A 21,081-nucleotide genomic window follows, 5' to 3' on the forward strand; every position below is an offset into this window, starting at 1 on the left:
AGTATACAGACCCGAGGGCACCCGAACAGTCGGCGTTGGTCGGCATCTGGCAACTATCCATTTACCGGGCGCCCCTCTATGATGCACCCCACTGACTTTTCTACCTGCGATGACCCATGGCTGACTCTGCTTTCTTCTGCTCCCTGTCCCACGAAGGCGTGCTTGCCGTGCGCGGCGCCGATGCGGCCAAGTTCCTGCAAGGCCAACTGACCTGCAACCTCAATTACCTGAGCGACACCCAGGCCAGCCTGGGCGCGCGCTGCACCCAAAAAGGGCGCATGCAGTCCAGCTTTCGCATCCTGTTGCAAGGAGATGGCGTGGTGTTGGCCATGGCCAGCGAACTGCTGGAACCGCAATTGGCCGACCTGAAAAAGTACGCCGTGTTCTCCAAGTCCAAACTCACCGACGAAAGCGCTGCCTGGGTGCGTTTTGGCCTGGTGGACGCTGACCAGGCCCTGGCCAGCCTGGGCCTTGAGTTGCCCGCCGAAACCGACAGTGTGGTGCGCGCAGGCGACCTCATCGCGATTCGCGTGTCGCCCGGCCGCACCGAGCTGTGGGCCCCCGCCGCCCAAGCGCAAACGCTGCACAGCCAACTGGTCGCCCAGCTGAAAGAAAGCGACCTGAACCCATGGCTACTGGGCCAGATCCGTGCCGGCATCGGCCAGGTCATGCCTCAGACGCGCGAGCTGTTTATCCCGCAGATGCTCAACCTGCAGGCCGTAGGCGGCGTGAGCTTCAAGAAAGGCTGCTACACCGGCCAGGAAATCGTCGCGCGCATGCAGTACCTGGGCAAACTCAAGCGCCACTTGTACCGCCTGAACCTGGCCGCTGGCGAGCTTCCAGCGCCCGGCACACCGCTGTTCTCTGCCAGCCACGCCAGCGCCATCGGCGAAGTGGTGCTGGCCGCACACGCGGGCAACGAAGTGGAACTGCTGGCCGTGCTCCAGGCCGAAGCCGCGCAAAGTGGCGATGTGCACCTGGGCACACTGGAAGGCCCGGGCCTCAAGCTGCTCGACCTGCCCTACACGCTGGACCGTGACCGCGAGATCCAGCGCTGATCGTCGTACTTTTTTGCAACACCGTAGAGATCACGAATGAACAAGCTGGCGGAAAAAGTCCAACAGGCTTTGGTTGCGGCCATCGATAACGATGACCTGGTTCTGCCGACGTTACCCGAGGTGGCCCTCAAGATTCGACAGGCCGCCGAAGACCCGGATATCAGCATCAGCCACCTGAGCAAAGTGATCGGCCGCGACACCGCGCTGTCGGCGCGGCTGATCAAGGTGGTCAATAGCCCGCTGCTGCGCGCCACCCAGGAAGTCACCGACCTGCACACCGCCATCACGCGGCTGGGCACCAACTACAGCAGCAACCTGGCGATCGGCCTGGTGATGGAACAGATCTTCCACGCCCGCTCCGAAGTGGTCGAACAGAAAATGCGTGACGTGTGGCGTTGCAGCCTGGAAGTGGCGGGCGTTAGTTACGCGCTGTGCCGCAACCACAGCCAGCTCAAGCCCGACCAGGCCGCGCTCGGCGGGCTGGTGCATCAGATTGGCGTACTGCCCATCCTCACGTACGCCGAGGATCACTACGAGCTGCTGTCCGACCCGGTCAGCCTCAACCATGTGATCGAAAGCATTCACCCGCTGTTGGGCGACAAGCTGCTGCACGGCTGGGACTTCCCGGAAATGCTCGCCAACCTGCCCGGGCACTACCAGAACCTTGAGCGCGACTCCGAACGGCTGGACTACATCGACATCGTGCAAGTGGCCGCGCTGTATTGCCACCGGGGCACCGGCCACGCGCTGGCAAACGTGGCGCTGGCCAGCCTGCCGGCGTTCAAGAAACTTCGGGTCAGCCCGGAAAACCGCACGTTCATGGCCGACCTGGATGAAGCGCGGTCGATGTTTTATTGACTAGCCCGCACTGAAACTCACCCGCACTTTCAACCCCGCCCGCTCGCCATCATGCAGGCTGATCTGGGCCAGGTGCGCCCGGCAGATCTCGCCGACAATCGCCAGCCCCAGCCCCGAGCCCATGCCTTGCTGGTTGCTGCGGTAAAAGCGCTCGAACACACGGTCGCGCTCGTTGAGCGGGATACCCGGGCCGTCGTCCTCCACCTCCAGCACGGCCGGTGACGTGACGCGCAAAATCACGTTGCCGCCCGGCGGCGTATGCGCCAGGGCGTTGTCCACCAGGTTACTCAACAGCTCGTTCAACAAGGTCGGCTCGCCGCGCATCCACACCGGCTCGTCCGCCTCCAGCGCCAGCGCCACGCCCCGGGCATGCGCCAAGGGCGCCATGGCCATGCCCAGTTCGCGTGCCAGCTGGCTGAGGTCGAGCAGCTGCGCGCCGCCTTCGGCAATGGCCCGGGCGCCGTTTTCGATGCGTGCCAGCGACAGCAATTGATTGGCCAGGTGGGTCAGGCGGTCGGTGCCCTGGGCTGCGGTGTCCAGGGTGCTGCGCCAGGTGGCCGGGTCTTCGGCGCGCAAGCCCAGCTCCAAGCGGGCCTTGAGCGCCGCCAGCGGCGTGCGCAATTCATGAGCGGCGTCGGCGATAAATTGCGCCTGGCGCTCGAATTGCCCGCGCAGGCGCTCGGTGAAGTGGTTCAGCGAGCGCACTAGCGGGCCCAGTTCGTGCTGCACTTCCACCAGCGGCAGCGGGCGCAGGTCGTCCGGCTGGCGTTCTTCCACCGCCGTGCGCAAGCGCTCCAGCGGACGCAACGCCGCGCTCACGGCAAACCACACCAGCAGCAACGCGCCAACCGCCAGCATGCCCAGGCGCAGCAACGTGTCGGCCATCAGACTGCGGGCCATGCTCACGCGTGCTTCGTCGGTTTCGGCCACGCGGATTTCGGCCATGCCGTTCATGTTCGGTTCGGACACCGCCTTGAGCAGGCTCACCACCCGTACGTTCTGGCCCTGATACCGCGCGTTGTAGAACCGTGCCAGCGCCGGGTAGTCGTCGGTGCGCGGCGTGCCCGGCGGCGGGCCGGGCAGGTTTTCGTAACCCGAGATCAATTGCTGGTGAATGTCATTGACCTGGTAGTAGATCCGCCCGGCGCTGTCGTAGGCAAAGGTGTCCAGCGCCACGTAGGGCACGTCCGCGCTGAGCGTGCCGTCACGTTGCGACAGGCCCGCGGCAATGGTGCGGGCCGACGCCAGCAACGTGCGGTCATAGGCGGTGTCGGCCACTTCGCGACCGTTCCAGTAAGCGCTCAAGCCACTGGCGATCATCAACACCACCAACAGCAGCGCCAGGTTCCACAGCAGGCGCCAACGCAGGCTGCTGGGCTTATGCATCGCGGGCTTCCAGCAGGTAGCCCAGGCCCCGGAAGGTCACGATGGCCACCGGCTGGCCGTCAAGTTTCTTACGCAGGCGGTGCACGTAGATTTCGATGGCATCGGGGCTGGCCTCTTCATCCAGGCCAAACACCTGGGACGCCAGTTGTTCTTTGCTCATGACCCGGCCCGGGCGGGCGATCAGCGCCTCCAGCACCGCTTGCTCGCGGGAGGTCAGGGCCAGCCACTCGCCGGCCAGCGTGAAGCGCCGGGTGTCCAGGTCGTAGACCAGCACGCCGCAGGCCTGCTGGCGCTCGCCGCCCAGTACGCTGCGGCGCAACAGGGCTTTTACCCGGGCTTCCAGCTCGGTCAGCTCGAAGGGTTTGGCCAGGTAGTCGTCAGCCCCAAGGTTCAGGCCGTGCACGCGGTCTTTGACATCGCTGCGCGCCGTCAGCATGAGCACCGGCAGGTTTTTCCCACGGGCGCGCAACCGGGCCAGCACTTCAAAACCGTCCATGCGCGGCAAGCCCACATCCAGGATCGCCACCGCGTATTCTTCGCAGCCCAAGGCCAGGTCGGCCGCCACACCGTCGTGCAGCACATCCACGGTCAAGCCCGTGCTCTTGAGCGCCTGGGCCACGCTTTCGGCCAACTGCAAATGATCTTCGACCAAAAGGACACGCATGTTTTTGTACCTCGTAGGGGGTGGTCGTCGCCACACTTTGGGCGCGAGTTTACCGCTGCTGCCTGCGCTGTGAAGCCCGCAAACGTTGAAAGTCGCGCTGAAAGGTTAGTGAAAGCTTCACCCTTTAGCATCCAGCGACAGTGGCTTATGCCCTCCCCGTTGCACCCGAAAAACGCCTCGATGCGTTTTCGTCCAATAAGAACAATAACGGAGTCCCCCGACGATGCTGTCCACACAGCCCCAGGCGCAGACCGTCCTTGACGGCGCCAAGTCCCGCGTCCCCCCCTTTGCGTTGCACCCTCTCGTCGCCCGATGCGGGTGAAGTGCGCCTGCGCTGCACGACGCTAATCGCTGCCCCCCATAACAACAATGATGGAGATCGACATGACCCTTTCACTGCGTCAATTCGCCCTGGCCGCTGGCTGCATGCTGTTCGCCGGCCAACTGCTGGCCGCCGGTGCCGAGCCCAAGCGCCCGGAATGCATCGCCCCGGCCTCCCCCGGCGGCGGTTTCGACCTGACCTGCAAACTGGCGCAAAGCGCGCTGGTCAACGAGAAAGTGCTGACCAAGCCGATGCGCGTGACCTACATGCCCGGCGGCGTCGGTGCAGTGGCCTACAACGCAGTGGTCGCCCAGCGCCCGGCCGACGCAGGCACCCTGGTGGCCTGGTCCAGCGGTTCGCTGCTGAACCTGGCCCAGGGCAAGTTTGGTCGCTTCGATGAAAGCGCCGTGCGCTGGCTGGCGGCGGTCGGCACCAGTTACGGGGCTATCGCGGTAAAAAGCGATTCTCCCTACAAGACCCTCGACGATCTCGTCAAAGCCCTGAAGAAAGACCCGGGCAGCGTGGTCATCGGTTCCGGCGGCACCGTGGGCAGCCAGGACTGGATGCAAACCGCATTGATCGCCAAGGCTGCCGGGATCAACCCGCGTGACCTGCGCTACGTGGCCCTGGAAGGCGGCGGTGAAATCGCCACCGCCCTGCTGGGTGGGCATATCCAGGTGGGCAGCACCGACATTTCCGACTCCATGCCGCACATCTTGAGCGGTGACATGCGCCTGCTGGCCGTGTTCGCCGAGCAGCGCCTGGACGAGCCCGAAATGAAAAACATCCCGACCGCCCGCGAGCAAGGCTACGACATCGTCTGGCCGGTGGTTCGCGGGTTCTACCTGGGGCCAAAAGTCAGCGACGAAGACTACGCCTGGTGGAAAGAAGCGTTCGACAAGCTGCTGGCTTCCGAGGAGTTCGCCAAGCTGCGTGACCAGCGCGAGCTGTTCCCGTTCGCCATGACCGGCCCGGAACTGGACACCTACGTGAAGAAACAGGTGGCTGACTACAAAGTGCTGGCCAAAGAGTTCGGCCTGATCCAGTAATCGCCCCCGTTCGCCCGGCCACACCTCGCCCAGGCGGGGTGTGGCCAAGGAGTTTTACATGCTCGCACAACGCATTTTTGCCTTGGTGATGTTGCTGGTCTGCGCAGGCCTGGCGCTGATGGCCTGGCCGTACCAGGCGTCGTTTTCCTACGAACCCGTGGGGCCCCGGGCCTACCCGCTGCTGATGCTCGGTTTGATGAGCGCAGGCCTGATCTACATGCTGGTTCGCCCGCAGCCCACCAAACACACCGACGAAGAACCGCCGCTGGACCGCGAAACCCTGGTCAAGATCGGCATTTGCGTGGTTCTGCTGCTGGTGTTTGCCGGCACCTTCGAGCCGTTGGGCTTCATTCTCAGCAGCATGCTGGTAGGCATTCCCATGGCACGCCTGTACGGCGGTCGCTGGTTGCCGGGCGCGGTGATCATCACCCTGATGAGCATCGGCCTTTACCTGCTGTTCGATAAGGCAATGGACGTTCCGCTGCCGCTCGGCCTGCTCGACGTTCTGGAGAACTGATATGGATACGTTCAGCTACTTGGGCCAGGGCTTCGGCGTTGCACTGACCCCTTACAACCTGGTGACCGCGCTGTCGGGCACCTTGATCGGCACCATTGTCGGCCTGCTGCCGGGCCTGGGCCCGATCAACGGCGTGGCCCTGCTGATCCCCATCGCGTTTGCCCTGGGCCTGCCGCCGGAGTCGGCGCTGATCCTGTTGGCCGCGGTGTACCTGGGCTGCGAATACGGCGGCCGCATCAGCTCGATTCTGCTCAACATCCCGGGCGAAGCCTCCACCGTGATGACCACCCTGGACGGCTACCCCATGGCCCGCAAAGGCCTGGCCGGGGTGGCGTTGTCACTGTCGGCGTGGAGTTCGTTCATCGGCGCGTTTATCGCCACCTGCGGCATGGTGCTGTTCGCGCCGCTGCTGGCCAAATGGGCGATTGCCTTTGGTCCCGCCGAATACTTCGTGCTGATGGTGTTCGCGATTGTGTGCCTGGGCGGCATGGCCGGTGACAAGCCGCTGAAGACCTTTGTGGCGGCGCTGATCGGCCTGTTCCTGTCGGCCGTGGGCATCGACGCCAACAGCGGCGTGTACCGGTTCACCGGCGACAACATTCACCTCACCGACGGCATTCAATTTGTGGTGCTGGTGCTGGGCCTGTTCTCCATCAGCGAGATCCTGTTGTTGCTGGAAAAAACCCACCGTGGCCAGGAAGCCGTGAAAGCCACCGGGCGCATGCTGTTCAACCTCAAGGAAGCGGGCGCGGTGTTCGTGGTGAATATCCGTTGCGGCCTGCTGGGTTTCATCATGGGCGTACTGCCCGGGGCCGGTGCAACGCTGGCGTCGGCCGTGGCCTACATGGCAGAAAAACGCATGGCCGGAGCCAGCGGCAAATTCGGCCAGGGCGACATGCGCGGCCTGGCCGCACCGGAAACCGCCATTGGTGCGTCGGCCTGCGGTGCCCTGGTGCCGATGCTGACCCTGGGCGTACCCGGCTCGGGCACCACGGCGGTGATGATCGGCGCGCTGTCGCTGTACAACATCACCCCGGGCCCGCTGCTGTTCCAACAGCAGCCAGACATCGTCTGGGGCCTGATCGCCTCGTTGTTCATCGCCAACATCATGCTGGTGATCCTCAACATCCCGATGATCCGCATCTTCACCCGCATCCTGGCGGTGCCAAACTGGGCGCTGGTGCCGGTGATCGCCATCATCACCGCGATCGGTGTGTACGCGGTGCATGCCACCACGTTCGACCTGTTCCTGATGATCGGTATCGGCATCTTCGGCTACATCCTGCGCAAGCTGGACTTCCCGCTGTCGCCGGTGTTGCTGGGCTTTATCCTCGGCGGCCTGATGGAACAGAACCTGCGCCGGGCGCTGTCGATTTCCAACGGTGCGCTGGAGATCCTGTGGTCCAGCCCGATCGCCATGGGGGTGTGGGTGTTGACCGCGCTGATGCTGACCTTCCCGCTGGTGCGTATCTACCGCAAGCGTTCACAGCAGCGTCGTGCCGTGGCCGATGTCTGACGCCACCTTTAAACAATGGTGGGGAACACCGCTGGTCGGCCTGGCCGGCGGTTACCTGGCCAGCCTTGTCGGCTGGCCTTTGCCGTATATGGTCGGCTCGCTGCTGGCGATCATCCTGGTGCGTTGCCTCACGCCTTGGCAGTTGGCCGAAATTCCCGGCGGGCGCAAGGTCGGGCAATGGGTGGTGGGGATCGGCATTGGCCTGCACTTCACCCCAGTGGTGATCGAGCAGGTCACGAGCCACTTTGGCCTGATCTTTTTTGGCGCGCTGATCACCACCCTCTCAAGCGGGGTGGGGGTGTGGTTGATGCGCCGCAGCGGTGAAGACCGCGCCACTGCGTTTTTCTCCAGCATGCCGGGCGGCTCCGGCGAGATGGTCAACCTCGGCGCGCGCAACGGCGCGGTGCTCAGCCGTGTGGCGGCGGGGCAAAGCCTGCGGGTGCTGGCGGTGGTGCTGTGTGTACCGGCCATTTTCAAGTACGTGCTGGAGGGCGGCATGCCGCAGTTTCATCCGGCGCCGGTGAGCTGGGCCTGGCTGGCGCTGTTGTTTCCCCTGGGCGCGCTGGTGGCCTTGGGCTGGCAGCGCCTGCGCCAACCGAACCCCTGGCTGTTCGGGCCGTTGCTGGTGAGTGCCACCGCCAGCGTGCTCGGCGACCTGCACATCGGCCTGCCCGACGGCGGCAGCCAGGTCGGCCAATGGCTGATCGGCAGCGGCCTGGGTTGCCACTTCAACCGCCAGTTCTTCCGGCGGGCACCGTCGTTCCTGGGCCGCACCCTGATCGGCACGGCCCTGACCATGGCCCTGGCGACCCTCGCCGCGGTGGGCCTGAGTGCCCTGACCCACCTGGACCTGCGCTCACTGACGCTGGGCATGATGCCCGGCGGCATTGCCGAGATGAGCCTGACGGCCGAAACCCTGCAACTCTCGGTGCCGCTGGTGACCGCGATGCAGGTCATGCGCTTGCTGTTTGTGCTGTTTTTGGCCGAGCCGTTGTTTCGGCACTGGAACCGCCAGCCCGGCACGCCGTAGACCCGCTCGGGTCCGCGGCGGCTTCACATCGACGGCAGGCGCCACTCAATCGGCGCCTGGCCGTTCTGCTCGAGAAACTTGTTGGCGTGGCTGAAATGCCCACACCCCAGAAACCCGCGGTACGCCGACAACGGCGAAGGGTGCACCGACTTCAGCACCAGGTGCTTGGTGGCATCGATCAGCTTTTGCTTGCCCTGCGCATGGGCGCCCCACAGTAAAAACACCAGGTGTGGCTGATGCTCGCTGACCACCTCGATGATGCGGTCGGTAAAGAACTGCCAGCCCTTGCCCGCATGCGCGTTGGCGTTGGCGCGCTCCACCGTCATGGTGGTGTTGAGCAGCAACACGCCCTGGTCGGCCCAGCGTTGCAGGCAGCCGTGGTTGGGGATGTCGATGTTCAGGTCGCGCTTGAGCTCTTTGTAAATGTTGACCAGCGACGGCGGCGTGGGCACGCCCGGCTGCACCGAAAAGCACAACCCGTGGGCCTGGCCCGGGCCGTGATAGGGGTCCTGGCCCAGGATCACCACCTTGACCTTGTCCAGCGGGGTGGAGTTGAGCGCGTTGAAAATCAGCGGGCCCGGCGGGTAGATCTCTTTGCCCGCGGCATGCTCCTGGCGCAGGAACTCGCGCAGCTCGGCCATGTACGGCTGGTCGAACTCATCCCGCAGGGCGTGTTTCCAGCTGGGTTCGAGTTTGATACGGTCGCCATCGGTCATGATTGAATCGTCTTGTAAAAAAGAATGGGCGAACCCTAGGAAAGCACACCCCGCTTGTCAATTGATCTGACGCACAACCGGCAGTTTCCCGCGAAGCGATCATACTCAACCTTCACTCCACCGATTGAGGCCATGATGAACCTGCACTTCGAAGAGCTGACCGGCACCGATGGCGCACGCATCGGCGTGGCCAGCCTGGATGCCGAAAAATCCCTCAATGCCCTGTCCCTGCCCATGATCCTGGCCCTGGGCGAACGCCTGGACGCCTGGGCCCGCGACCCGCAGATTGTTTGCGTGCTGCTGCGCGGCAACGGCCCCAAGGCGTTTTGCGCGGGCGGCGAAGTCCGCAGCCTCGCCCAGGCCTGTCGCGAGCACCCCGGTGAAGCGCCCGCGCTGGCCGCGCAATTTTTTGCCGCCGAATACCGCCTGGACTACCGCCTGCACACCTACCCAAAGCCGCTGATCTGCTGGGGCCACGGGTATGTGCTGGGTGGCGGCATGGGCTTGTTGCAAAGCGCGGCCATTCGTATCGTCACGCCCAGCAGCCGGTTGGCCATGCCAGAAATCAGCATCGGCCTGTACCCGGACGTCGGGGCCAGTTGGTTTCTGTCACGCCTGCCCGGCAAGCTCGGCCTGTTCCTGGGCCTCACCGGCGCCCACCTCAACGGGCGCGACGCCCTGGACCTGGGCCTGGCCGACCGCCTGCTGCGCGACGATCAACAAGACGAACTGCTCGATGGCCTGCTGCAACTCAACTGGCAGGAACAGACCGACCTGCAACTCAACAGCCTGCTCAAGGCCCTGGCCCACGAAGCAGCGAGCCACCAGCCAGAAGCCCAATGGCTGCCGCGCCGGGCGCAGATTGATGCCTGGCTGGACGTGGGCGATGTGCGGTGCGCCTGGCGGGCCTTGAGCCTGTTGCGCGATCACAGCGACCCGCTGTTCGCCCGCGCAGGCAAGACCTTGAGCGAGGGCTGCCCCCTGACCGCGCACCTGGTGTGGGAACAAATTGTGCGGGCGCGGCACCTGTCGCTGGCCCAAGTGTTCCAGATGGAATACACCCTGAGCCTCAACTGCTGCCGCCACCCGGAATTCGCCGAAGGGGTGCGCGCGCAATTGATCGACAAGGACCGCCAGCCACGCTGGCACTGGCCGGATGTGCACGCCATCCCGGATGCGGTGGTGCAGGCGCATTTTCACAAGGTGTGGGAAGGCCGGCACCCGCTGGCGGACTTGTCCGGCGTTTAACGGTGGCCGCCGTGGCCGCTCCCGCCGTTGTGCCCGCCGCCATTGCCCCAGCGGCTGTCCCACCCCTGGTTCGGGTAAGGCCGATAACCCGGGCGCGAGTAGTAGCGCGGCCCCGGCTGGTAATAGCGGGGCGCCGGGTAATAACGCGGGGATGGGGCGTAATAGCTGCGCCCGTACACATAGCCGGGGCCGCCGTAGTAATACGCCGGTGCCGGGGCGGTGTAGACCTCGGAACGATAGTAAGTACCGCCGCCCCCGTAATACGGCACGCAGGCAGACAACGACAAACCAAGCACAGCGCTGAGCAGCAATCGACGATACATGGCGGCCTCCTGGACCGCGAAGGGGCACACCCAGCGACGCTGGGGGCAGCAGTCAGTTTTCTTTTGCTGACTGACGAAATATCTGACAACAAAATCCGAATCTGGTGCGATTCAGTAATACATCGATACATTTAGCCGCCCACCGCCGCTCTCGCCTCATTGCGGTGCAACCGCGCACCAACACAACGCGCCGCCTGGGCGCAAAACCCTGCCCACGCCCCGCGACCCCGCTGCCCAGCCCCCTGCGCGGCACTTGGCACGACTCTCGCTTTACCTCTGGCGTGCAGGCCTCATTACCGATTCGCGGCACCACAATTTGCAAATGGCTGACTAGGGTTCCGACTCGCTCACGCGGGTGTCTGGTCCGAGAGTTGGCGACCTCCAGTTGAGGTTACACGGCGGGACAAAAGCCCGGGAGACAAGCCACCGTTCACGGTGCCGCGTTGTTCCTGCTCGCCCTTGATCAACTGGAGAACCACCCATGCCGTCCATCCGTTTACCCGCCCTGCTCGCCGCCGCCTTTGCCGCCGTGGTGAGCGTTTCGGCCCAGGCCGCTCCCAAAGACCACTTCAGCGTGTGCTGGACCATTTACGCGGGCTGGATGCCGTGGGAGTACGCCGGCAGCCAGGGCATCCTCGACAAGTGGGCCAAGAAGTACGGCATCACCATCGACATGGTGCAGCTCAACGACTACGTCGAGTCCATCAACCAGTACACTGCTGGCCAGTTCGACGGTTGCACCATGACCAACATGGACGCCCTGACCATCCCCGCCGCCGGTGGCGTGGACAGCACCGCGCTGGTGGTCAGCGACTTTTCCAACGGCAACGACGGCGTGGTCATCAAGGGCGAAGGCAAGACCGTCGCCGACCTTAAAGGCATGAACGTCAACCTGGTGGAACTCTCGGTGTCCCACTACCTGCTGGCCCGGGCGCTGGAATCGGCGGAGCTCACCGAGAAAGACGTGAAGGTGGTCAACACCTCCGACGCCGACATCGCCGCGGCCTTCAACACCGCCGACGTCAAGGCCGTGACCACCTGGAACCCGATGCTCTCCGAGATCAAGGCCAAGCCCGGCGTGACCCAAGTGTTCGACTCAAGCCAAGTGCCCGGCGAGATCATGGACATGATGGTCGTCAACACCCAGACCCTCAAAGACAACCCGGCCCTGGGCAAGGCGCTGACCGGTGCGTGGTTTGAAGTGGTGGCGCTGATGAACGCAAAAAACGCCGCCAGTATCGACGCGCTCACGCACATGGCCAAGGCCTCGGGCACCGACCTCAAGGGCTTTGAGTCGCAACTGGCTACCACCCAACTGTTCGCCACCCCGCAGGAAACCCTGGCCTTCGCCACCAGCAAGCAGTTGCCCGCCACCCAGCGCAAGGTGGCCGAATTTTCCTTCGAGCACGGCCTGCTCGGCGAAGGGGCCAAGGACAGCAGCGCCGTGGGCATGAGCTTCGCGGGCGGCGTGAACAGCGGCGACCCGGCCAACCTCAAGCTGCACTTTGAACCCACCTACGTACAACTGGCCGCCGACGGCAAGCTGTAAGAGGACCGGCCATGCGCCTGATCAACCGTCACCCGCACCGCTCCAGCCGCTTGCTGTTGGTGATGTTGCCGTTCGCCCTGTTGCTGTTCGCCTACTTCGTGGGGTCGGCCCAGCGGCTGGCCGACAACCCCAACGACAAACTGCTGCCCAGTGCCGCACAAATGAGTGACGCGGTAAAACGCTACGCCTTCACCGCCGACACCCGCACCGGCGAGTACCTGCTGTGGCAAGACAGCGCCGCCAGCCTGCGTCGCCTGGCCATCGGCCTGGGCATCAGCGCCCTGGCTGGCCTGTGCCTGGGCATCGCCGCCGGCACCTTGCCGCTGTTCGGTGCGCCGTTGTCGCCATTGCTGACGGTGCTGTCGATGGTGCCGCCGCTGGCGATCCTGCCGATCCTGTTCATCGTGATGGGGCTTGGGGAATTGTCGAAGGTGATGCTGATCGTCATCGGCGTCACCCCGGCCCTGGCGCGAGACCTGGAACAGCGGGCGCGGGACATTCCCGTGGAAGTGCTGGTAAAGGCGCAGACCCTGGGTGCCTCCACCTGGACCTTGATACTGCGCGTGGTGTTGCCGTACTTGCTGCCGCGCCTGCTGATCGCCCTGCGCTTGATGCTGGGTTCGGCGTGGCTGTTTCTGATCGCCGCCGAGGCCATCGCCTCCACCGACGGCCTGGGTTACCGGATATTCCTGGTGCGCCGCTACCTGGCCATGGACGTGATCCTGCCCTACGTGGTGTGGATCACCCTCCTCGCCTGGCTGATGGACTGGGGCCTCAAGGCCCTCACCCGGCGTGCGTTCCCCTGGTACGAAGGAGCGCGGGCATGAGTTTTATCAGCGTCAACAATGTGTGGCAGCGCTACGGCGACCAGGTGGTGCTGGAGCGCTTGAACCTGCAGGTGGCCGAGGGTGAGTTCTGCACGCTGGTGGGCACGTCGGGCTGCGGCAAGTCGACCTTCCTGCGCCTGCTGCTGGGCCAGGAAACCGCCAGCCGGGGCCAGATCCTGCTGGACGGCAAACCCCTGGCCGCCGAACCCGATGCCAGCCGGGGCGTGGTGTTCCAGCGCTACTCGGTGTTCGCCCATCTGACGGTACTGGACAACGTCGCCCTGGGCCTGGAACTGCCTCGCTCGCCGCTGCTCGGCCGGTTGTTTGGCAGCGCCAAGAGCGCCGCCCGCGAACAGGCCGCCGCGCTGTTGCACAAGGTGGGGTTGGGGCACGCACTGGGCAAGTACCCGGCGCAATTGTCGGGCGGCATGCAACAGCGGCTGGCCATCGCCCAGGCGTTGATCATGAAGCCCCGCGTGTTGCTGCTGGACGAACCCTTCGGCGCCCTCGACCCGGGTATCCGCAAAGACATGCACCAGCTGTTGCTGGAGCTGTGGCGCGAAACCCGGTTGACCGTGTTCATGGTCACCCACGACTTGAGCGAAGGCTTCAGCCTCGGCACCCGCCTGCTGGTGTTCGACAAGGTGCGCCTGGACCCGCACGCGCCCGGCGCCTATGGCGCGCGCATCACCTATGACATCCCTTTGAACAGCGAGCGCTACAAAGCCCTCGCCGACACGCTTGGAGTGATTTCCAAATGACCGATTCCACCTTGCAGTTCCCCCCGTTCGCCGAAGAAACCCTGCCCGGCGGCGGCCACCGCTCCTTTGTGCTCAAGCGCGGCCAACTGCTGCGCCTCACCGATATTCGCGGCGGCGCCAATGTGAGCCTGACCCTGCTCAACGCCCATGAAAAAACCGAACGGCTGAACCTGCCCGACAGCCTCAAATGCCAACACACCGCCCGCCTCACCAGCGGCCACTGCCTGTACTCGGACATGGGCCGCGTCCTCGCCGCGATCACCGCCGACACCTGCGGCTGGAGCGACAGCATCGGCGGCGTGCTGTGCGCCGCCGAAGTCGCCGAAAAATACGGCGAGGGCCGCTTTCAGGAACGGCGCAACGGCTTCTACCGCAATGGCACCGACAACCTGCTGGTGGAGTTGGGCAAGTGGGGCCTGGGGCTGTCGGACCTGCTGATGACCCTCAATCTGTTCAGCAAAGTCAGCGTGGACGAGGCCGGCACCTTGCACTTTGTGCCGAACAATTCCCGCGCCGGGGACTTCATTGAGCTGTACGCGCCCATGGACACCCTGGTGGTGCTCACCGCCTTGCAACACCCCATGGACCCCAACCCCGACTACGCCCCGCAACCGATAAAGCTTGCCTGGATGAACGCCGACCCCAGCGTCGCCGAACACTGCCGCACCTCACGCCCGGAAAACGAGCGTGGCTTTATCAACACCGACCGTCTGTTCGCCTGAGGACCTTTCATGTCTATCGCACTCAAACACCCCGAGGCGGCGGTTTACCGCGCCACCCTGCCGGCAGGCGAGCCCTGGCTGATGGAAGTCAAGGCCGGGCAGACCCTGCGCATCCTCGACCTAGAAGGCAACCAGGCCGTGGACACGCTGTTCTACAGCCTGAAAAACCCGCGTGAACGCTACGACGTGCAGCGCACCTTGCGGCGGCAAAACCGCGTGTACCTGAGCACCGGCAGTGTGCTGTATTCCAACCTGGGCAACCCGATGCTGACCCTGGTCGACGACACCTGCGGGCGCCACGACACCCTGGGCGGCGCCTGCGCGCAAGAGAGCAACACCGTGCGCTACGCCCTGGAAAAACGCTACATGCACAGCTGCCGCGACAACTACCTGCGCGCCTGTGCCCACGACGGGCGCCTGGGCAAAGGCGACATCGGGCCCAACATCAATTTCTTCATGAACGTGCCGGTGACCCAAGACGGCGGGCTGACGTTCGAGGACGGTATTTCCGCCCCCGGCAAGTACGTCGACCTGCGGGCTGAGATGGACGTGATCGTGCTGATCTCCAACTGCCCGCAACTGAACAACCCGTGCAACGCCTACAACCCCACGCCTGCCGAGCTGCTGGTATGGAACTGAAGATCAAGCGCCTGCGCCGCTGGCTGTTCGCCCTGTGCCAGGCCCGGGCCGGGCAGTGCCTGCGCACCCGCTGAAAACCGCCTGACACCCGCGCTGCGGACGACCGCAGCGCCTGCCTTTTTTGCGGGACGACCCGCCTCCCAGGACAAGGCTGACAGCATCAGCCTGCGGGGTTTTGCCATGTTCGAAAAACTCTTGATCGCCAACCGTGGCGCCATCGCCTGCCGCATCCTGCGCACCTTGCGCACGCTGCACGTCAAAGGCATCGCCGTGTACGCCGAAGCCGACGCTGCCAGCCTGCACATCCGCCAGGCCGACGAAGCCTACAGCCTGGGCGACGGCGCGGCAGCGAACACCTACCTTGCGGTGGACAAAATCCTCGCCACCGCCAAGACCTGTGGCGCCCGTGCCATCCACCCGGGCTATGGGTTTCTCTCGGAAAACGCCGCCTTCGCCGAGGCCTGCGAAGCGGCCGGTATCGCGTTTGTCGGCCCCACCCCGGAACAACTGCGGGTGTTCGGCCTCAAGCACACCGCCCGGGCGCTGGCCAAACAGCACGCCATCGCATTGCTCGAAGGCACGGAACTGCTCGACAGCCTCGACGAGGCCCTGCTGGCCGGGGCCCGCGTGGGCTACCCGGTGATGCTCAAAAGCACGGCGGGCGGGGGCGGCATCGGCATGCGCGTGTGCCTGAACGCCGAGGAACTGCGCGACGCTTTCGAGGTGGTCAAACGCCTGGGGCAGAACAATTTCAGCGACGCGGGCGTGTTCATCGAGAAGTACATCCAGCACGCCCGCCATCTGGAAGTGCAGGTCTTCGGCGACGGTTGCGGCGACGTGATCGCCCTGGGCGTGCGCGACTGTTCGGTGCAGCGGCGCAACCAGAAAGTGCTTGAAGAAACCCCCGCGCCCAACTTGCCGCAAGGCATGGCCGACGCGCTGTGCCAGGCGGCAATCACCCTGGCCAAGGCGGTGAATTATCGCAGCGCTGGAACGGTGGAATTTATCTTCGACAGCGCCGACAACCGCTTCTACTTTCTGGAAGTGAACACCCGCTTGCAGGTGGAACACGGCGTCACCGAACAGGTGTGGGGCGTGGACCTGGTGCAGTGGATGGTGCAACTGGCGGCCGGGGAAATGCCGCCGCTTCGCGAACTGGTACTTAACCCCCAAGGGCATGCGATTCAAGCCCGGCTGTATGCCGAAGACCCAGGGCGCGATTTTCAACCCAGCCCAGGGCTGTTGACCCAGGTGGCGTTTCCCGCCGCCGACGGCTTGCGTGTGGACACCTGGGTGGAAGCGGGCTGCGAAATCCCGCCTTACTTCGACCCGATGATCGCCAAGCTCATCACCTGGGCCCCCACCCGCGAACAGGCGCGCCTGCACTTGCATCAGGCGCTGGGCGACAGCCAGTTGTACGGCGTGGAAACCAATCGCGATTACCTGCGCCAGATCCTGCTGGCCGCGCCCTTCGCCAACGGCCAACCGTGGACCCGTTGCCTGGAAGGCCTGACGTACCACGCCAGCACCGTGGAGGTGTTGAGTGCCGGTACGCAAACCAGCGTACAGGACTACCCCGGCCGCCTCGGTTACTGGGCCGTCGGCGTGCCGCCCTCGGGGCCGATGGACAGCCGCGCGCTGCGCCTGGGCAACCGCTTGCTGGGCAATGCCGAAGGCGCCGCCGCGCTGGAAGTCACCATGAGCGGGCCGCGTCTGCGCTTTAATTGCGCGGCGGTGGTGGCGGTGACCGGCGCCGAGATTGCGCTGCTGTTAAATGATGAGCCAGTGGCGATGAACACCGCGCTGCTGATCCCGGCCGGGGCCACGTTGAGCCTCGGCCACATCGCCGGGGCCGGGGCGCGCAGCTATGTGTGCCTGCGCGGCGGCCTGCAAGTGCCGGACTACCTGGGCAGCAAAAGTACCTTCACCCTGGGGCAGTTTGGCGGCCACGGCGGGCGGGCCTTGCGGGCGGGGGATGTGCTGCATCTGTTGCCGCTGGTGGATAGCCGCGCGGGGCAACAGTTCAGCGCCCCGCCCTTGCCCGACACCCGCACTCTGCGGGTGATTTATGGCCCGCACGGCGCGCCGCAGTACTTCAAGCCCGAGTACATCGAGCGTTTTTTTGCGACCCACTGGGAAGTGCATTTCAACTCCAGCCGCACCGGCGTGCGCCTGATCGGGCCCAAGCCTTTATGGGCACGCACCGACGGCGGTGAGGCGGGGTTGCACCCCTCGAACATCCACGACAACCCCTACGCCATCGGCGCGGTGGATTTTACCGGCGACATGCCGGTGATCCTGGGGCCGGACGGGCCGAGCCTGGGCGGTTTTGTGTGCCCGGTGACGGTGATAGAAGCAGACCTGTGGCAACTGGGGCAGCTCAAGGCGGGCGATAAAGTCCGCTTTACCCCCGTGACCCTCGACACCGCACGGGCGTTGGCGCTGACGTGGGATCAGCAGCAGCCCGACGCGGGCCACCCGGAAGGCCCGCTGGACCTGGCGTCGCCTGTGGTGCTGGAGGTGGGCCAGGATGACACCCGTCTGGTGGCCCGCCTTTCGGGCGACACCCACCTGCTGCTGGAAATCGGCGCGCCGGAACTCGACCTGGTGCTGCGCTTTCGCGCCCACGCCCTGATGCAGGCCCTTGAAGCCCTGGCGCTGCCGGGCGTGATCGACCTGACGCCCGGCATCCGCTCCCTGCAAGTTCACTACCAGCCGGAACGCCTGCCGCTGGCCGACCTGCTCGTGCTGATCACCCGTGAATGGCACGCCGTGTGCGCCACGCAAAACCTGCAAGTGCCGTCGCGCATCGTGCACCTGCCACTGTCGTGGGACGACCCGGCCTGTCAGTTGGCCATCGAAAAATACATGACCACCGTGCGCAAGGACGCCCCCTGGTGCCCGAGCAACCTGGAGTTCATCCGCCGCATCAACGACCTGGCAAACCTCGACGAAGTGCGCCACACCGTGTTCGACGCCCGCTACCTGGTCATGGGCCTGGGCGACGTCTACCTGGGCGCCCCGGTGGCCACGCCGCTGGACCCGCGCCATCGCCTGGTGACCACCAAATACAACCCGGCGCGCACCTGGACCGCCGAAAACTCGGTGGGCATCGGCGGCGCCTATTTGTGCGTGTACGGCATGGAAGGCCCCGGCGGTTATCAGTTCGTGGGGCGCACCTTGCAGATGTGGAACCGCTATCGCGACGTGGCGGCGTTCGACGGCAAACCGTGGTTGCTGCGCTTTTTCGACCAGATCCGGTTCTACCCGGTGAGCGCCGAGGAACTGGTGCGGATTCGCCGGGACTTCCCGCTGGGCCGCTTTGAACTGAGCATTGAGCACAGCCAGTTGAACCTGACCGAATACCAGGCGTTTCTGGCGCGCGAAGCCCAGAGCATCGGCGATTTTCGCGGGCAGCAGCAACGGGCGTTCAACGCCGAACGCGAGCGCTGGATCGCCAGCGGGCAAGCGCATTTCGACAGTGAAGACGTGGCAGCGCCGCTGGAGCAAGACACGCCCTTGTTGGCCAACCAGTACAGCATCGACAGCCACCTGGCGGGCAACCTCTGGCAGGTGCAGGTGACGTGCGGGCAGCAGGTCCAGGCCGGTGAAGTGCTGGTGGTACTGGAGTCGATGAAAATGGAGATCCCGGTGGTGGCCCCCTTTGCCGGGGTGGTGCGCGAAGTGCCGGTGCAACCCGGCAGCGGCGTCGGCGCGGGCCAACGGGTGGTGGTGCTGGAGCGCAGTTGACCTTGCAATAACGCTTTGGCGCTGTATCGTGCAAGGCACTTCCACGCCTTGCCCGATACAACCATGACCACGCCAACCCTTTGCCCTGCCTGCGGCGCCCGCAACGACTGCGCCCTGGCCGACCCGCTCACGGCCAGCCAGCCGTGCTGGTGCTACAGCGTCACCCTCGATCCCAACGTGCTCGAGGCATTGCCCGCCGAGCTGCGCAACCAGGCCTGCCTGTGCCCGCGCTGCGCCGGGGTGGACGCGCAATTGCGGCGGGGCCAGTCATGCGCATCGACCGGTTCCTGAGCAACCTGCCACGCTTCAATCGCCAGCAAGGGCGCCTGCTATTGGTGGCGCAACGGATACGCGTGGATGGCCAGGTGGTCCGCGATCCTCATCACCCGGTGCGCGAATTCAGCCGGGTGCTGCTGGACGACGAAGTGCTGCAAGCGGGCAAGCCTGCGCGGTTTTTCATGCTGCACAAACCGCAGGGGTGCGTCAGTGCCACGTCTGACCCGCAGCACCCCACGGTGCTTGATCTGCTGGACGAGCCGGACAAGCATGAGCTGCACATCGCCGGTCGTCTGGATTTCAATACCACCGGTCTGATGCTCCTCACCAACGACGGCCAATGGTCGCGCCGCCTCACCCAACCGGCCACAAAATTGCCCAAGGTGTATTACGTCGAAACAGAACACGACATTGGCCCGCACTACGCCGCCGCGTTCACGGCCGGCCTGTACTTCGCCTTTGAAGACCTCACCACCCAGCCCGCCGGGCTGGAACTACTGGGCCCGCGCACGGCGCGGTTGAGCATCGTCGAGGGGCGTTACCACCAGGTCAAACGCATGTTCGGGCACTTCGACAACAAGGTGACGCGCCTGCACCGCGAGCGCATGGGGCCGCTGGTGCTGGACGAGGCCCTGGCACCCGGGCAATACCGGGCACTGACCGACGATGAAATCCGACAGGTCTGACAACCGTTCATCCTGTGATGGCAAAAAACCAGCCCGCCGCCTTGCGATGGGATCCAACCGCTGCTTGAATCAAACCGCCAGCCGCCTTGTGACTGGCGAGTCACCCAGACCTTTAAGAAACCATCTGCCAGCCTTGCGCGCCTAACGTGCGGGGATATTCGGCAAACAGCCCGCCATAACAACACCCGTCGGCCAGCCGTACCCAGACCGACATGGGCCCCTTCAGGCAACTGCCTACCTGTCATAAAGCTCGTGCAGAGTGATCTGCGCGCACTACCCGCTTGCCAGGAGTCTTACGACATGAGGCCAGAAACAGCTGTGCTGGATATACAGGGTCAGTATCGGGTTTACACGGAGTTCTACCGTGCGCAGGCGGCGGCCAAGACCATCATCCTGGTCAACGGCTCAATGGCCACCACCGCCTCGTTCACCCAGACCGTGAAAGGCCTGCACCCGACGTTCAACGTGGTTTTGTACGACCAGCCCTACGCCGGTCGCTCCAAAATCCATAACCGCCATGAGCAGATGCTCACAAAAGAAGTCGAAGGCCAGATCCTGCTGGAACTGATCGACCACTTCAACGCCGACCACGTGCTGTCCTTCTCATGGGGCGGCGCGGCCGCCCTCGTCGCCCTCGCCCACCGCCCGCGCCGGGTGGAAAAAGCGGTAATCAGCTCGTTTTCCCCAGTCATCAACACGCCGATGCGTGACTACCTGGAGCGGGGCTTCAACTACCTGGGCAACCTGGACCGCGACCGCGTCGGCAACCTGGTCAACAGCACCCTGGGCAAACACCTGCCATCGCTGTTCAAGCGCTTCAACTACAAACACGTGAGCAGCCTGGCTGAACACGAGTACGGGCAGATGCACTTTCACATCCGCCACATGCTCGACGGCGATCGCCAGTGCTACCTCAAGGCGGCCAGACAAATCGACATCCCGGTGTTGTTTTTGAACGGCGAATGGGACGAATACACCAGCGCCCAAGACGCCCGGCTGTTTGAACAACACGTGCCCAAGAGCAGCTTTGGCACCATCCAGGCCACCGGGCATTTTCTGGACATGGAGCACAAAGCCGCGTGCCGGGACAGTCGGCAGGCGTTAATGAAGTTCTTGAAACCGGGCAACAGATCGTGTCCCTGGAAGTGGTGTAACTGAACCAACCGAAGGCGCCCTGTAGGCGA

The 21,081-nt window shown here is 64.6% G+C and carries 20 protein-coding genes and 1 riboswitch; of the genes, 16 read left to right on the forward strand and 4 right to left on the reverse strand.

Annotated features, from left to right (window positions below):
• The first annotated feature begins 116 nt into the window (after positions 1-116).
• Positions 117-1,058, forward strand: coding sequence for a CAF17-like 4Fe-4S cluster assembly/insertion protein YgfZ (gene ygfZ / locus ACW9H9_RS20205; RefSeq protein WP_457344912.1), 942 nt, complete (start codon positions 117-119; stop codon positions 1,056-1,058).
• A gap of 36 nt (positions 1,059-1,094) precedes the next feature.
• A complete protein-coding gene (locus tag ACW9H9_RS20210) occupies positions 1,095-1,916 on the forward strand; it encodes an HDOD domain-containing protein (protein ID WP_457344913.1) in 822 nt (273 codons plus the stop codon).
• On the opposite strand, the gene ACW9H9_RS20215 is transcribed toward ACW9H9_RS20210, so the two are convergent.
• Positions 1,917-3,302 (reverse strand): sensor histidine kinase, encoded by a 1,386-nt coding sequence (locus ACW9H9_RS20215; RefSeq protein ID WP_457344914.1) that lies wholly within the window; start codon positions 3,300-3,302, stop codon positions 1,917-1,919.
• Positions 3,295-3,966 (reverse strand): response regulator, encoded by a 672-nt coding sequence (locus tag ACW9H9_RS20220; RefSeq protein WP_457344915.1) that lies wholly within the window; start codon positions 3,964-3,966, stop codon positions 3,295-3,297. The genes ACW9H9_RS20215 and ACW9H9_RS20220 overlap by 8 nt, the downstream gene beginning before the upstream one ends.
• 378 nt (positions 3,967-4,344) lie before the next feature.
• Here ACW9H9_RS20220 and ACW9H9_RS20225 point away from each other — a divergent pair, with 378 nt between their 5' ends.
• From ACW9H9_RS20225 to ACW9H9_RS20240, 4 genes are read left to right on the forward strand one after another with little or no spacing between them, the layout of a single operon-like run.
• Positions 4,345-5,337, forward strand: a complete 993-nt coding sequence (locus ACW9H9_RS20225) for a Bug family tripartite tricarboxylate transporter substrate binding protein (RefSeq protein WP_457344931.1) — start codon at positions 4,345-4,347, stop codon at positions 5,335-5,337.
• 58 nt (positions 5,338-5,395) lie between these two features.
• A complete protein-coding gene (locus ACW9H9_RS20230) occupies positions 5,396-5,854 on the forward strand; it encodes a tripartite tricarboxylate transporter TctB family protein (RefSeq protein ID WP_457344916.1) in 459 nt (152 codons plus the stop codon).
• A gap of 1 nt (position 5,855) precedes the next feature.
• The gene (locus ACW9H9_RS20235) at positions 5,856-7,370 is read left to right on the forward strand and encodes a tripartite tricarboxylate transporter permease (RefSeq protein ID WP_457344917.1); all 1,515 of its coding nucleotides are present in this window, start codon (positions 5,856-5,858) and stop codon (positions 7,368-7,370) included.
• Entirely contained in the window at positions 7,363-8,400 is a 1,038-nt protein-coding gene (locus ACW9H9_RS20240) for an AbrB family transcriptional regulator (RefSeq protein WP_457344918.1), read from the forward strand. The genes ACW9H9_RS20235 and ACW9H9_RS20240 overlap by 8 nt, the downstream gene beginning before the upstream one ends.
• A gap of 23 nt (positions 8,401-8,423) precedes the next feature.
• On the opposite strand, the gene ung is transcribed toward ACW9H9_RS20240, so the two are convergent.
• A complete protein-coding gene (ung, locus tag ACW9H9_RS20245) occupies positions 8,424-9,116 on the reverse strand; it encodes a uracil-DNA glycosylase (RefSeq protein WP_457344919.1) in 693 nt (230 codons plus the stop codon).
• A 135-nt stretch (positions 9,117-9,251) separates the two neighbouring features.
• On the opposite strand from ung, the gene ACW9H9_RS20250 reads away from it, so the two are divergent.
• Positions 9,252-10,364 (forward strand): enoyl-CoA hydratase/isomerase family protein, encoded by a 1,113-nt coding sequence (locus ACW9H9_RS20250; protein WP_457344920.1) that lies wholly within the window; start codon positions 9,252-9,254, stop codon positions 10,362-10,364.
• On the opposite strand, the gene ACW9H9_RS20255 is transcribed toward ACW9H9_RS20250, so the two are convergent.
• Positions 10,361-10,687: a hypothetical protein gene (locus ACW9H9_RS20255; RefSeq protein WP_457344921.1), complete on the reverse strand. Its 327-nt coding sequence runs from the start codon at positions 10,685-10,687 to the stop codon at positions 10,361-10,363. The genes ACW9H9_RS20250 and ACW9H9_RS20255 overlap by 4 nt on opposite strands.
• Positions 10,688-11,006: 319 nt before the next feature.
• A riboswitch (guanidine-I (ykkC/yxkD leader) is annotated at positions 11,007-11,107 on the forward strand.
• 61 nt (positions 11,108-11,168) lie between these two features.
• Here ACW9H9_RS20255 and ACW9H9_RS20260 point away from each other — a divergent pair.
• The 9 genes from ACW9H9_RS20260 to ACW9H9_RS20300 all read left to right on the forward strand — a co-directional run bounded on the left by ACW9H9_RS20260 (position 11,169) and on the right by ACW9H9_RS20300 (position 21,055).
• Positions 11,169-12,236 (forward strand): putative urea ABC transporter substrate-binding protein, encoded by a 1,068-nt coding sequence (locus tag ACW9H9_RS20260; protein ID WP_457344922.1) that lies wholly within the window; start codon positions 11,169-11,171, stop codon positions 12,234-12,236.
• 11 nt (positions 12,237-12,247) lie between these two features.
• Positions 12,248-13,063, forward strand: a complete 816-nt coding sequence (locus ACW9H9_RS20265) for an ABC transporter permease (RefSeq protein WP_457344923.1) — start codon at positions 12,248-12,250, stop codon at positions 13,061-13,063.
• The gene (locus ACW9H9_RS20270) at positions 13,060-13,824 is read left to right on the forward strand and encodes an ABC transporter ATP-binding protein (RefSeq protein ID WP_457344924.1); all 765 of its coding nucleotides are present in this window, start codon (positions 13,060-13,062) and stop codon (positions 13,822-13,824) included. The genes ACW9H9_RS20265 and ACW9H9_RS20270 overlap by 4 nt, the downstream gene beginning before the upstream one ends.
• Entirely contained in the window at positions 13,821-14,546 is a 726-nt protein-coding gene (locus tag ACW9H9_RS20275; RefSeq protein WP_457344925.1) for an urea amidolyase associated protein UAAP1, read from the forward strand. Before ACW9H9_RS20270 ends, ACW9H9_RS20275 begins: the two co-directional genes overlap by 4 nt.
• A 9-nt stretch (positions 14,547-14,555) precedes the next feature.
• On the forward strand, positions 14,556-15,185 hold the full coding sequence (locus ACW9H9_RS20280; protein ID WP_457344926.1) for an urea amidolyase associated protein UAAP2: 630 nt from the start codon (positions 14,556-14,558) through the stop codon (positions 15,183-15,185).
• Positions 15,186-15,365: 180 nt separating this feature from the next.
• Entirely contained in the window at positions 15,366-18,935 is a 3,570-nt protein-coding gene (gene uca / locus ACW9H9_RS20285; protein ID WP_457344927.1) for an urea carboxylase, read from the forward strand.
• Positions 18,936-18,998: 63 nt separating this feature from the next.
• Positions 18,999-19,226, forward strand: coding sequence for a cysteine-rich CWC family protein (locus tag ACW9H9_RS20290; protein WP_457344928.1), 228 nt, complete (start codon positions 18,999-19,001; stop codon positions 19,224-19,226).
• Positions 19,205-19,897, forward strand: coding sequence for a pseudouridine synthase (locus tag ACW9H9_RS20295; protein WP_457344929.1), 693 nt, complete (start codon positions 19,205-19,207; stop codon positions 19,895-19,897). Before ACW9H9_RS20290 ends, ACW9H9_RS20295 begins: the two co-directional genes overlap by 22 nt.
• A 300-nt stretch (positions 19,898-20,197) precedes the next feature.
• Complete coding sequence (locus tag ACW9H9_RS20300) at positions 20,198-21,055, forward strand: alpha/beta fold hydrolase (protein WP_457344930.1); 858 nt, start codon at positions 20,198-20,200, stop codon at positions 21,053-21,055.
• The last annotated feature ends 26 nt before the right edge of the window (positions 21,056-21,081 follow it).

The sequence above is a fragment of the Pseudomonas sp. SDO5215_S409 genome, from assembly GCF_054071325.1.